This is a genomic window from Pseudoalteromonas sp. TB41 (genome assembly GCF_000497975.1).
Classification (GTDB): domain Bacteria; phylum Pseudomonadota; class Gammaproteobacteria; order Enterobacterales; family Alteromonadaceae; genus Pseudoalteromonas; species Pseudoalteromonas tetraodonis.
In genome coordinates, this window is record NZ_AUTH01000072.1 from 67,114 (window position 1) to 80,837 (window position 13,724).

Genomic DNA, 13,724 nt, shown 5'->3' on the forward strand with positions numbered 1-13,724 from the left:
ATGTTCGATTTTTTTTGGAATTTAGGTTCGTTTATACTCGCACTAGGCATTTTAGTGACCGTTCATGAATATGGTCATTTTTGGGTTGCGCGTAAAGCGGGTGTAAAGGTACTGCGCTTTTCAATTGGTTTTGGTAAATCCTTACTAAAATGGCACGATAAATATAATACTGAGTACGTTATTGCGGCAATCCCGCTGGGCGGATACGTGAAAATGCTCGACGAGCGTGTTGATGAAGTGCCTGCCAATCAACGTCATTTATCGTTTAATGCTAAATCAGTTCAAGCCCGCATAGCCATTGTGGCAGCAGGGCCGATGGCGAACTTTTTGTTCGCTATTTTTGCTTTAGCGGTGATGTACATGGTAGGTGTGCAAACCATAAAACCAGTTGTGGGTAGTGTTGTTGAAGGCAGCCGAGCTGAACAGGCCGGTATTATGCCAACCCAGCAAATTATTAAAATTGGTGATGACGACATAAGTAATTGGCAAGATGCGACCTTTTCTTTGATGTCTCATTTAGGTGATAAAAGCGTTGCCGTAACCTTACGTAACGAAAATTATCAGCAAACAGTGCAAACACTTAACCTAGATGGTTGGAAGCTTGATCAGCAAGATGTACCGCCGCTCAGTTCGTTAGGTATTGTACCGTTTCGTCCTCAGGCAACCTTGGTTATTGCCGCTATTACTAAAAACTCAGCTGCTGAACAGGCTAATTTACAGGTTAACGACGTTATTTTAGCTGTGAATGGTGAAACAATGACCAGTTGGCAGCAATTAGTTAATCTTATTACTCAATCGGCTAACAAATCCTTACAATTTAGTGTAAAAAGACAAGATAGTATAAAAACAATAACAGTTACTCCAAAGAGCCGGGTCGTCAGTAATGGCATAGAGCAAGGCTTTTTGGGTGTTGCTCCCGTTGTAGAACAGTGGCCTGATGATTTTGTAGAGACTAGACATTATGGGCCACTAGATAGTATTGTGCTGGGCACAAAAGAAACATGGCGTTTAATTACGCTGAGTTTTGACATGATAGGTAACTTAATAACAGGCCAGATGTCGGTTAAAAACCTAAGTGGGCCCGTCGGCATAGCCGTAGGCGCCGGCACCAGTGTTAGTTATGGATTAGTCGCATTTTTAAGCTTTTTAGCTTTGATAAGCGTTAACTTGGGAGTATTTAATTTACTTCCTCTGCCAGTGCTTGATGGTGGGCACTTAATGTATTACATAATTGAACTTTTTCGTAAAAAGCCAGTCTCTGAAAAGACACAAGAGTTTGGTTTTAAAGTGGGAGCCTTGCTACTCATTTTTCTAACATGTTTCGCTTTGTTCAATGATGTATCGCGCTTGTAGTTATGTAAGCGTGGTAACGACAAATTAGAACACGATTGTAAAGCTCGTAAATATTTAATTTTCGATGCTAAGCGGTAATACAGTTGTAAAGGATAAAGATAATAAAATGGCTATAAAAAAACATTTGGTAGTTTCAAGTTTATTGGGTGCAAGCTTTGCAGCCCTAGGCCAAAACTCCTTTATTGTTGAAGATTTAAAAGTTGAGGGATTGCAACGTGTCGCACTTGGTGCTGCATTAACGCATATTCCTATTAACGTGGGCGACAATGTTGATGAATATACAATTTCAAAAACAATTAAGTCACTTTATCGCTCTGGTCACTTTGACAATATAAAAGCGTTACGTGATGGTAATAACGTTATTTTTAAAGTAACTGAACGTCCAACCATTAGCTTTATTGAATTTGAAGGCAATAAAGACATAAAAGATGAGCAATTAAATCAGTCACTCGATCAACAAGATATTCGCCAAGGCGAGCCGCTTGATAAAACGGTAATCGATAATATCGAAAAAGGCCTGATTGAATTTTTTCACAGTATTGGTAAATACAATGCAAAAGTGGATATCAGTGTCACTAAATTACCACGTAATCGCGTTAAATTAAGACTTGAGTTTGACGAGGGCGATGCAGCCTCCATTCGTCAAATTAACTTAGTGGGTAATGAGCTTTTCTCAAACGAAGAGTTATTGCAACTAGTTGAGTCGCAGCAAGACTTACCATGGTGGCAGTTTATGGGTAGCGACCGCTATCAAAAACAAACCATTGAAGGCGATTTAGAAAAAATTCGCAGCTTTTATTTAGACCGTGGCTATTTACGCTTTAATATTGACTCAACTCAAGTATCAGTTAGCCCTGAACGTGAGTCTGTTTATGTAACGGCAAATATTACCGAAGGCGTTAAATACAAAGTGAAAGGCTTTGATTTCATCGGTGATTTACTCGGTCGTGAAGAATTAATAAAAAGTGTTATTCCACTGCGTACAGGCGAGCTTTATAACGGATCAGTGGTTACCTCATCAGAAGAATTTATCAAAAGCTACTTGGCGCGTTTTGGTTACGCCAATGCTGAAGTACGTACGATTCCAGAAATTGATGACGAGAACCAAGAAGTACAATTGACTCTGTCGGTTGACCCAGGCAAGCGTGTGTATGTTCGTCGAATTATTGTAGGTGGTAACCAAAACACGGCTGATGAAGTACTGCGCCGTGAAATGACACAGCTTGAAGGTGCATGGTTATCTAATCAAAACCTAGAGCGTTCTAAACTACAAATTCAACGTTTACCTTATATGGAAACCGTTGATTTTAATGTGGTGCCAGTTCCAGGTGTGGATGACCAAGTGGACGTTGACTTTACTGTTAAAGAGCAATCTGCGGGCAGCTTCAATGCCGGTCTTGCCTATGGCTCATACTTAGGTCTGCAGTTTAATATTGGTGTAACCGAGTCTAACTTTTTAGGCACAGGTAACCAAATTGGCTTTAATATTAATACTTCACGCGGCTCTGAGCGTGTCAGTGTATCGTATACCGACCCTTACTTTACGCCGGATGGCGTATCGCAGGGTAGCAGTATCTTTTACAGTAACTACGATGCCAGTCAGTTTAGTTTGATTGACTATAAGTCAAAAAGTTATGGGTTAGGGACAAACATTGGTTTCCCAATTGATGCCATTAACCGTATTAATTTTGGCGCACGTTGGATAGAAGAACAATTGTCAGATATTGCTGAATATGAGCAAACACGTGTACTACGTGAAACCTTCTTAGATCCAGAAAATCCAGATGCGGGCTTTGAATTTACAAACTACGAGCTAAGTGTTGGTTGGTCACGAGTTACAGTTAACCGTGGTTTATTCCCAACGGCAGGTTCACGACAAACATTAAACTTAACAGCCACAACGCCAAACTCTGATTTACAGTACTTTAAATTAAATTATGACTCGCGTTTTTACTGGCCGATTTCTAACGATCATCGTTGGGTTTTCTCAACGCGTGCTGCATTAGGTTATGGTAATGGTTATGGCTCTACCAATGGCTATGATCAAACTTTACCGTTCCAAGAATACTTCCGTATCACTGAAATGGAATTACGTGGCTTTGATAGAAATACCATTTTACCGCGTGCTGTTTCGCGTATACCGCAATCAATACCAGGTACGCCATCAGGTGATGGCACAACCACAGGCAACATTGGTGGGGCGTCAGAGTTTGACGTGCTAATACCACAAGGTCGTATTGGTGGTAATGCTAAAGCAGTGGCAGGTATGGAGCTTATTGTACCTACTCCATTCTTAGATGAAGAAAATACTAGCTCAGTGCGAACGAGTTTCTTTGTTGACGCTGCCAATGTATGGGATACCGAATTCAGTGTTGATCGCTATCAAAACTTAAGGATTGATGAGCGTGCAAAATTAGATGACTACTCAGACCCAATGCGATTTAGGGTTGCAACCGGTTTATCATTACAGTGGATCTCACCTATGGGTCCGATGCTGATCAGCTTTGCGTATCCGTTGCAAAAAGAAGAAGATGACGATACCAAGACCATCAGTTTTAATATTAGTAACACTTTCTAAAGGAGTTTATTGTGAAAAAATTATTCAAATCAACAGCAGTTGCCGTTTTAGCTACACTTATGATGGGTACATCAGTTAACGCTTTTGCTCATAAAGTGGGTATTGTAGATATGCAAGAAATCTACAAGCAGCTTCCACAAATGGCTAAAATTGAACAGTCTCTGCAAACTGAGTTTGCAGAGCGTCGTCAAGAGCTTGAAAAGTTACAAGGTGACATTCGCTTTGAAGCTGAAAAGTTTAAGCGTGAAAGCACTACAATGAGTCAAGACCAAAAAGACGCATTACGTGATAAAATTCAAGGTATGCAAAAAAATCTTGCTGAAAAAGGTCGTCCTCTAGAGCAAGAAATTAAATCACGCCAAAATCAAGAGTTGGCTAAAGTTCAGACTCTAATCATTGAAACAATCCAAGAGATTGCTAAAAAAGGCGACTTCGACGAAGTTAAAGTAAAAGACACAACAATTTACTTTAACCCTAAAGAAGTAACTGATCTTTCTGAAAAAGTTGTAGACGCTGTAAGTAAGAAATAATTAATTTATGCAAAATTATACGCTTTCGCAAATTGCGGAACTTCTAAGCGCCGAGCTACAAGGTGATGGCGCTTTAGAAATTAAAAAAATAGCAACACTTGCAAATGCCCAGACTGGGCATATTGCATTTTTAGCGAACAAGAAATATCGCTCTCAGCTTGAAACAACACAAGCCAGTGCTGTGATACTGAGTCCTGAGGATGCGCCTTATTTTTCAGGCAACAAAATCATCGTCGCCAATCCGTATGTGAATTACGCTAAACTCGCTCAGTTAATGGATACCACGCCACGTAGTGCCATTAGTGGTATACACCCAAGTGCGGTTATACATGCCAGTGCGCAAGTCAGTAAAAGCGCAGCCATAGGCGCGAATGTTGTAATTGAAGCTGACGCTGTGATTGGCGATAACGTACAAATTGGTCCGAACAGTTTTATTGGTGAACGTGTTAAAATAGGCTCAGGCACCAAACTATGGTCAAGTGTGAGCGTTTATCATGATGTTGAGATTGGCGCAGACTGTTTATTTCAAGCGAATACTGTTATTGGCAGCGACGGTTTTGGTTATGCGAATGAACGTGGTCAGTGGCTTAAAATTCCACAACTAGGCTCAGTGATCATTGGCGATAAAGTCGAAATTGGTGCAAGTACCACGATAGATCGTGGTGCGCTTGATGATACTATTATTCACAGTAACGTTATTATTGATAATCAGTGTCAAATAGCACACAACGTTGAAGTTCAGTCAGGCACGGCTATTGCCGGTTGTACTGTACTTGCAGGCAGTGTCAGCATAGGTAAAAATTGCCAGATTGGCGGCATGACCGCAATTAACGGTCACATGTCTGTATGTGATGGTGTTATAATTACTGGTATGAGTATGGTGACTAAATCAATCACCGAACCGGGTATTTACTCATCCGGTATGCCTCATACGACTAACAAAGAATGGCGAAAATCAATTGCTCATTTGCGTAACCTTTCAGACATGAAGTCACGTCTAAAAGCGCTTGAAGCATTGAATAAGTCATGAACGTTGAACACTAATAAGGATGCTATTTTGGCAAACGAATTAAATAGCCTTGATATTCAAGAAATTTTAAGTTTATTACCGCACCGTTACCCGATGCTACTGATTGATCGCGTTATAGATTTCACCCCTGGTGAATCGTTACATGCAATTAAAAACGTATCGATTAATGAACCCATTTTCACCGGCCATTTCCCAAACCAGCCGATTTTTCCTGGTGTGCTAATATTAGAGTCAATGGCACAAGCAACGGGTCTATTAGGGTTTAAAACGGTTGAAAATCGTAGTGAAAACGAACTTTACCTATTTGCAGCCGTAGACAATGCTCGTTTTAAGCAGCCGGTTGTGCCAGGTGATACCATGCATCTTCATGTTAAGTTTTTAAAAGAGCGTCGTAACATATGGAAATTTGCGGCTGAAGCTAAAGTTGACGGCAAAACAGTGTGTAGCGCCGAAATCATGTGTGCTAGAAGAGAGTTTTAATTGTGATCCATGCTACGGCAATAATCGAACCGGGTGCAAAACTTGGTAACAATGTGTCAGTTGGACCATACAGTTACATCGGTAATGATGTTGTTATTGGTGATGACTGTATTATTGAGTCTCACGTTGTTGTTAAAGGGCCTGCTACTATTGGCTCTGGTAACCATATTTTTCAGTTTGCTTCTGTGGGCGAAGCCTGCCAAGACAAAAAATATAACAACGAACCAACAAGCTTAATTATTGGCGACAATAATATTATTCGTGAATGTGCGACTATTCATCGCGGTACAATCCAAGATGAAGGTGTTACCAAAATAGGTAGCAATAACTTATTTATGGCTTACACTCACGTTGCACACGATGCGGTGATTGGCGATAACGTTATTTTTGCAAATAATGCCAGTGTAGCAGGTCACGTTCATGTTGGTGATTGGGTTATTTTAGCGGGTAACTCAGGTGTGCATCAATTTTGTAAAATTGGTGCTCATGCATTTGTTGGTATGTATTCTGGTGTAAATAAAGACGTACCTCCTTTTGTTACCACCATTGGGATGCCAGCAGGCCCTGCTGCAATCAATACCGAAGGTATGAAACGCCGTGGTTTTGAAAGCGATGAGATAATGGCAGTACGCCGCGCGTACAAAGCGTTTTATCGCAAGAGCCTAGGCGTTGATGAAGCGATAGAATCGCTTTCAGAAGACGCTGAAAAATACCCTGCTGTGCAGCTGATGATTGATTTTGTTAAAAGCTCAGAGCGCGGTATTGTGCGTTAATAAAGAGCATTTTAATTTATAAAAAAAACCACCTTTGAGTAACCAAGGTGGTTTTTTATTAGCTGATATTTGATTAATAACTCAGCCATGAAGTGCATGTTGCTATGTTTATTAAATTCAGTCTCTACTCAGGCTTACCTTATTACACTCCCTACACATTTTCCTATAAAGTATAAATAATGAAACGGATAAAGTTAGTATTGCTTTCAATGCTATTGGTTATGTTAACTGCTTGTAGTACTGCGCCAAGGCAAATAAATAATCAACAAAGTGATATGTCAGAGCGAGGTAAAGCATCATTCTATGCAGACAAATATCATGGCAGAACCACGGCTAATGGCGAACGTTTTAGCCAACAGGCGGCAACGGCTGCGCATCTAAGACTCCCATTTGGTACAAAAGTGAAAGTTACCAATATTGCTAATAATAAGTCTGTAGTGGTCAGAATTAATGACAGGGGGCCTTATATTCGGGGGCGAATTATTGATTTATCTAAGGCGATGTTTAAAAAAATAGCCGACCCTAAAGTCGGCGTTATTGATGTAACGGTCACCGTTATTGATAAAAGTAATACTGCTAAGGACTAGAAGCGGGTCGTTAACGCCACATAGTCAGGGTGTTCATTGAGCAATTGTTGATGTGAACCTTGAGCGATGATTTGTCCACTGTCTAACCAGATGACACTATCCATTTGCGATAACAACGCTGGATCATGAGTAATTGTTAATACACTAGCATGCTTTTTTAGCTGTAAAATACTGTTCATAACGGCTTGTTTAGAAATATTATCGAGCCCTTCAGTGGGTTCATCGAGCACTACAATGGCGGGTTGTTGCAGCAGCGCTTGTGCCAAGGCAATGCGTCTTGACTGGCCTTGAGAGACACTGCGTCCCCCTGTGCCTAAACGAGTATTTAAGCCTTCTTTTAGCGTGCTAAACCAGTTACCCAGCTCGGCTTGTTTTAACGCCGCTGTCATTTGTTGCGGTGTTGCATCAGGTGCCGCATAGGCAAGATTATCGCTTAATGTACCATCAAAAATATGATGCTGCTGGGCTAAAATATTTAATGTTTTTGCACGGCTTTCATTATTTAAATTATGCAGGTTTATTGTTTCTTTTTCGTTTTGTAAGCTAATTGCACCTTGTTGCAGAGGCCATAAACCGCTTAGTAAATTCACTAAGGTTGTTTTACCACTGCCGCTTCTACCAACAATCGCCACTTTATGCTTTGCAGGTAGCTCAAAACTCACATTATTTAATGCCTGCTTTTGGCCATAGTGGTAGCTAATTTTATCTAGCGAAAGTGTCCATTTTTTATTTTTTGAATCAATTACTTGTGACGGTACCTCGTTTTTCTTCAGTACTTTATCTTCAAGGGTAAATAGTCGCTCAGCTGCTTTTAATACATTAGGTAGTTCAATAAACGCGTTGGGTAGTAACAATACGCTTTCAAAACTGGCCAGTACAAACAAACTCAACATCGCCAATTCAACATTTACCATCTCGGCGCTAAACACCAGCGGCACAATAGTGACAATGCTGGCGAGCATAGCCAGTTGCACTATGAGTAAGCTCAAACCATCAGCATTGCCAAGAGCCTTATGACGAATAAATAATTGCTGATTATACTGCTTACTTAACTGATCACACTTAGTGAGTTGTTGGTTTCGAGCTTGGTAAATATTTAGTTCTCTAAGACCCGTTAAGGTATCAGATAGCTCAGCTCTTAATTGGGCGCTGAGTAATGTTTCTTGGTGGCTGTTTTTATCTAATTGTCTGCTCAATATAGCGGGTATAACCACCCCAATAACAACGATGCCCGTAAAGCAAATTAAGGCTACACTTGGGCTGTAAGCAGACATAAACAGCATAATAATAGGCACTGTTAGTAGAGCAACTAACATCGGCAGCAACACATTCAAATAAAATTTATCTAGTGCGTCTACATCATTTTGTAAGCGGTTAACTAAATCGGCACTGCGGCTCATAGCCAAATCAAGATTATTAAGTTTACTGAGTGTGGCGAACATATTTACTCGTATTTCACTTAACAATAAAAATGTGGCGTTGTGAGTAACTAAGCGTTCAGCGTAACGTGAAGCGGTGCGCACAATCGCCAAAAAACGAATGGTGCCAGCTGGGGTAAAGTAGTTCATATGGACGCCTGCAATTCCTGCGGCAGCCATAGAAGCTAAAAACCAGCCGGAAATAGCGAGTAAGCCTACATTAGCTAGCACCGTGAGTGACGCTAGAAACGTCCCTAAAAGCATCGCTTTATAATGAGGGCGGCACAATTTAAGTAAACGAATAAAGTTAGTCATTAGTCGCTCCATGTTGCGCTGTTTGCAGCAGCTTTGCAAATTCGCCAGCTTGCTGGCTGAGCGTTATAAAGTCGCCTTGCTGAGCGATGGCACCGTTTTCCATAACGATAAGTTGTTTGGCATTTCTTACTGTATTTAAGCGGTGCGCTATGGTGATCACTAAGTGTTCTTTTGCATACTCAGCAATAGCGTTTTGAATGAGTTGCTCGGTTTGGCTATCTAAATGAGCGGTTGGCTCATCGAGCATTAGAATAGGGGCGTGTTTTAAAAATGCACGAGCTAATGCTATACGCTGTTTTTGCCCGCCAGATAGCCCTTCACCTTGCTCACCTATTAAGGTGTTAAAGCCATCGGGTAGCTCGTTAATAAATTCCAGCGCACCTGCTTGCTCTGCAGCATGTACAAGTGCTTCATATGAAGCGTCTGGGTTACCTAATTTTATGTTGGCGGCTAGGGTGTCGTAAAATAAGGTTGGCTTTTGTGGGATCCAGGCAATGTTTTGTTGTAATTGGCTTATATCGGCTGTCGTCAATGGTTGTTGGTCAATGGATATGTGTTGTATTACTTCTGGGTGAAAACCAAGCATGCAATCAAGTAGGGTGCTCTTACCTGAGCCGCTAGCTCCCACAATGGCTACTAGTCCTGTGCTTGGCAGGGTTAAATTAATATTATTAATTCCCTCATTGCTATTAGGGTAACTAAAATTGAGATCATGGACGCTGATAGTGCTGTTACCCTCCATGTTTATATGAGCTGTGTGGTTATTATTTTTTGATGGCAGTGGTGCATTTAAAATGATTAGCATATCTGCAGCAGCACTAATTCCTTGTAAGCGCGCATGATAATGGCTGCCTAATTGGCGAAGCGGTAAGTAAAATTCAGGTGCTAGCAGCAATACTACAAAGCCGGTTGCAAAATCGAGCGTGCCAAAAAATAATCTAAAACCAATAATAACCGCTACCAGTGCCACACTAATTGTGGCTAAAAATTCCAGTGCAAAAGAAGATAAAAAAGCAATTTTTAACACGCTTAGCGTTGCATGCCTAAAATCATCTGAAATTTGGGCTATTTGCTTTAGCTCTTTGCGCGTAGCATTAAACAATTTTAGTTGGGTAAGCCCTTGTATGCGGTCAAAAAAGTAGTTGCCTAATACCGCCAGTTGTTGCCAGCGCTTTTGGTTAAGCGCTTCTGCCTTATGACCAACTAGAATCATAAAAAACGGAATAAGTGGTGCGGTTAATAAAAATATCAGTCCCGCTTTATAATCGGTCGGAAATATAACCACTAATATTGCCAGAGGAATAAGCGCACTATAGGCAACCCCTGGTAAGTACTTTGCATAGTAGTCATGCAGTGCTTCTACACCATTGTGCAGCGTGTTGAGCGTAGCGCCTTGGCCGTGTTGCTCTATATAACTTGGCCCAAGTAGCGTGAGTTTATCGAGTAAAGTTTGGCGAATAGCCGATTTGATTTTAAGCGCTGCAAATGCGCTTAAGCGCTCACTTAACGCTAAAAAAATGGCGCGCAGTAAAATAATACCCGCTAAAGGCCATAAATAGTGGGTTACTTGGGCTAAACTATGCCCTTCAAACATCACCTCATGAATGGTTTGCGCGAGTAAGTAAGCTCCTGCAATCATTAAAATTGCATTAACTGTTCCAAGTGCAATGCTTAGCTTTAACCACATTGCCGCCGGTTTACTCTGCTGCTTTAAAAAAGCGCGCAGGGGTTGTTGCTGCGCGCGATTAGGTCGGGGGTTAGTCGTCATTATGAGTTGTATTATGCTCGTTTAATAAATCATGGGTGGCTTGTTCATCATCAGCAATGCTGTTTTTATTTTGATGAAACTCATACCACATTACATTTATTACGCCTAAGGTACAGGCAAGTAATACACCTAAAATCCACGCGAAATACCACATAATTTAGTCTCCTTAATAGCTGCCGTGAGGGTTGTTTTCAATTTCATCAACCGTCACTCTGCGCCACATTTTTACATAACACCACGTGGTGTAGGCTAAAATGAGTGGCACAAATATAACCACAGCAATAAACATAACATTGAGTGTTCTGTGGCTTGATACAGCATCCCAAATGGTTAAGCTAATATCAGGGTTGTTACTTGAGGGCATGATAAATGGGAATAACGAAACGCCCGCGGTCATAATCACTCCAATTAACATCACACTGGTTGCCAGTAAGCCTAAAGCGGGTTTATTTACTTTAGAAAACAGCAGTGCACACAGTGCCATTGCAAATGCCAAAATAGGGAAGGTCATTGTCCATGGGCGTTCGCTGTAGTTATTAAGCCATGCGCCTTGGGCGGTTGTGACTACTTTTGCCAGTGGATCTGCATGGCCTTGAGTATCACCCATAGAAACAATTTGATAGCCCGTTAGGTTGGCAACCCACACACCAGCCGCCGCAAATAACACTATAAAGGCAAGTAATGAGTAGCGACCGTATTGTCCTGAGCGCTCAGCGACCTGATCTGCGGTGCGCAGTTGTAGCCACATTCCCGCGTGTGCAATTAACATGGTAATACTAACTAAGCCGGCAATGAGCGCAAACGGATTAAGTAAAGCAAAAAACGACCCTTGGTAACTGACTCTTAATAAATTATCGATATTAAACGGTACACCCAAAAACAAGTTACCAAACGCGACACCAAATACCAGCGCAGGTATGGCACTACCGGCAAACAAGCCCCAGTCCCAGTTATTACGCCAGCGTTTAGAGTCAACTTTAGAGCGATAATCAAAGCCAAGAGGCCTAAAAAATAATGCAAATAACACCAGCATCATGGCAAAGTAAAAACCAGAAAACGCTGCCGCATAAACCATAGGCCACGCTGCAAACAAAGCACCGCCTGCAGTAATAAACCATACTTGGTTACCATCCCAGTGGGCACCAATGGTATTAATAACGGTACGCCGTTCACTGTCTGTTTTGCCCACAATACGCAGTAACATGGCAACGCCCATATCCATACCATCGGTAATGGCAAAACCAATTAACAGCACACCAATAATTAACCACCAGAGCATTTTTAATGTTTCATAATCAAAAATCATGATAGTTCTCCTTTAGCAGCCGTGCTGTGATCAGGTAATTCAAAATGGTACTTACCGGTATGCAAAGAGCTTGGGCCTTGCTTAATAAATTTAATCATTAACCATGCTTCAACAATCGCCAATCCAGTATAGAAAACAATAAAACCAGTTAAGCTAATTAAAATATCATTTACCGTCAGCGATGACGTTGCTAAAAAGGTCGGTAATACTTCAGAAATAGCCCATGGCTGGCGGCCATATTCAGCCACAATCCAACCAAATTCAATAGCAATCCAAGGCAGAGGAATGCTCAATACCGCCGCCCACAACAACCAACGTTTTTGTTCAATAATACGATGGGCGTTGTAATAAAAAGAGAGAATAAACACGCCAAGCATAATTACGCCACAGCCAACCATAATCCTAAATGACCAAAACATAGGGCCCACTTTAGGGAAGGAGTCTTTAACGGCTTGTTGTATTTGTGCCTCGCTGGCATCTACCACATTAGGAGTGTAACGTTTAAGTAATAAGCCATAGCCTAAATCATCTTTGACGTTATCAAACTTTTCGATATTTGCAGGGGTATCGTCACCTGCGCGAAGTTTTTCTAGGTATTCATAAGCAATCATGCCATTGCGAATACGCTTTTCGTGTTTTTTCTCAAGATCTGAAATACCAATCACTTGCTCATCAAGTGAGCGAGTTGCAATAATCCCTAATGCGTAGGGAATTTTTACTGCAGCATGAGTGACTTGCTCTTCTGAGTCAGGGAAACCTATTGCAGTAAAGGCTGCTGGAGCTTCTTCTGTATGCCATTCAGCTTCTATTGTCGCGAGTTTTACTTTTTGTACTTCACCGACTTCGTAACCAGATTCATCACCGAGTAAAATAACACACAAAATAGAGGCTAAACCAAAGCCAGACGCCACCGAGAACGACCGTTTAGCAAATGCCAAATCACGTCCTTTTAATATGTACCAGCTACTAATTCCAAGTACAAACATAGAGGCGGCCACATAACCTGCAGACACAGTATGAATAAACTTAACTTGAGCTACCGGGTTAAATACCAGCTCTGCAAAACTAGTCATTTCCATACGCATGGTTTGATAGTTAAACTCAGCCCCTACTGGATTTTGCATCCACGCATTAGCGACTAAAATCCACAGCGCAGACATATTTGTGCCCAGCGCCATTAAAAATGTGACCCCTAAATGCTGGCGTTTAGAGAGCCTATCCCAACCTAAAAAGAACATTCCCACAAAGGTTGATTCTAAAAAGAAGGCCATTAAGCCTTCAATGGCCAGTGGCGCACCAAATACATCACCCACATAATGCGAGTAATACGACCAGTTAGTACCAAACTCAAATTCCATGGTGAGGCCCGTCGCCACGCCAATAGCAAAGTTAATACCAAATAACTTGCCCCAAAACTTAGTCATATCACGATAAATTTCGCGACCGGTCATAACATAAACCGATTCCATGATAACTAAAATCCAGGTCATACCGATTGTTAACGGCACAAATAAAAAATGAAATAGAGCGGTGACAGCAAACTGTAATCGCGATAGATCCACAAAGGTTTCATCTATCATTTTTGG

Annotated in this window: 12 protein-coding genes; 7 read left to right on the forward strand and 5 right to left on the reverse strand. The window is 41.3% G+C overall.

Annotated elements, in window-relative coordinates:
- The 7 genes from rseP (at position 1) to L641_RS0109965 (ending at position 7,331) form a co-directional block, all read left to right on the forward strand.
- Complete coding sequence (gene rseP, locus L641_RS0109935; RefSeq protein ID WP_024601807.1) at positions 1 to 1,353, forward strand: sigma E protease regulator RseP; 1,353 nt, start codon at positions 1 to 3, stop codon at positions 1,351 to 1,353.
- A 106-nt stretch (positions 1,354 to 1,459) separates the two neighbouring features.
- Positions 1,460 to 3,931: an outer membrane protein assembly factor BamA gene (gene bamA, locus L641_RS0109940; RefSeq protein WP_024601808.1), complete on the forward strand. Its 2,472-nt coding sequence runs from the start codon at positions 1,460 to 1,462 to the stop codon at positions 3,929 to 3,931.
- 11 nt (positions 3,932 to 3,942) lie between these two features.
- Entirely contained in the window at positions 3,943 to 4,461 is a 519-nt protein-coding gene (locus L641_RS0109945; protein ID WP_008467513.1) for an OmpH family outer membrane protein, read from the forward strand.
- A gap of 7 nt (positions 4,462 to 4,468) precedes the next feature.
- Positions 4,469 to 5,491, forward strand: a complete 1,023-nt coding sequence (lpxD, locus tag L641_RS0109950) for a UDP-3-O-(3-hydroxymyristoyl)glucosamine N-acyltransferase (protein WP_013465423.1) — start codon at positions 4,469 to 4,471, stop codon at positions 5,489 to 5,491.
- Between the two features lie 27 nt (positions 5,492 to 5,518).
- On the forward strand, positions 5,519 to 5,971 hold the full coding sequence (gene fabZ, locus L641_RS0109955; protein WP_008110974.1) for a 3-hydroxyacyl-ACP dehydratase FabZ: 453 nt from the start codon (positions 5,519 to 5,521) through the stop codon (positions 5,969 to 5,971).
- Positions 5,972 to 5,973: 2 nt separating this feature from the next.
- Positions 5,974 to 6,744, forward strand: coding sequence for an acyl-ACP--UDP-N-acetylglucosamine O-acyltransferase (gene lpxA, locus L641_RS0109960; protein ID WP_008467508.1), 771 nt, complete (start codon positions 5,974 to 5,976; stop codon positions 6,742 to 6,744).
- Between the two features lie 179 nt (positions 6,745 to 6,923).
- Positions 6,924 to 7,331: a septal ring lytic transglycosylase RlpA family protein gene (locus L641_RS0109965; protein ID WP_008467506.1), complete on the forward strand. Its 408-nt coding sequence runs from the start codon at positions 6,924 to 6,926 to the stop codon at positions 7,329 to 7,331.
- Here the strand turns inward: L641_RS0109965 and cydC are convergent.
- The 5 genes from cydC to L641_RS0109990 are packed head-to-tail and all read right to left on the reverse strand — an operon-like array spanning position 7,328 to position 13,718.
- Entirely contained in the window at positions 7,328 to 9,064 is a 1,737-nt protein-coding gene (cydC, locus tag L641_RS0109970) for a thiol reductant ABC exporter subunit CydC (protein WP_008467503.1), read from the reverse strand. The two genes, L641_RS0109965 and cydC, sit on opposite strands and share 4 nt — an antisense overlap.
- Positions 9,057 to 10,832 carry a thiol reductant ABC exporter subunit CydD gene (gene cydD / locus L641_RS0109975; RefSeq protein WP_008467501.1) on the reverse strand — a complete coding sequence of 592 codons (1,776 nt, stop codon included), beginning with the start codon at positions 10,830 to 10,832 and terminating at the stop codon, positions 9,057 to 9,059. Before cydD ends, cydC begins: the two co-directional genes overlap by 8 nt.
- Entirely contained in the window at positions 10,822 to 10,986 is a 165-nt protein-coding gene (gene cydX, locus L641_RS0109980) for a cytochrome bd-I oxidase subunit CydX (RefSeq protein WP_013465418.1), read from the reverse strand. The genes cydD and cydX overlap by 11 nt, the downstream gene beginning before the upstream one ends.
- A 12-nt stretch (positions 10,987 to 10,998) precedes the next feature.
- A complete protein-coding gene (cydB, locus tag L641_RS0109985; protein ID WP_013465417.1) occupies positions 10,999 to 12,138 on the reverse strand; it encodes a cytochrome d ubiquinol oxidase subunit II in 1,140 nt (379 codons plus the stop codon).
- Positions 12,135 to 13,718: a cytochrome ubiquinol oxidase subunit I gene (locus L641_RS0109990; RefSeq protein ID WP_013465416.1), complete on the reverse strand. Its 1,584-nt coding sequence runs from the start codon at positions 13,716 to 13,718 to the stop codon at positions 12,135 to 12,137. The genes cydB and L641_RS0109990 overlap by 4 nt, the downstream gene beginning before the upstream one ends.
- Positions 13,719 to 13,724 lie beyond the last annotated feature (6 nt).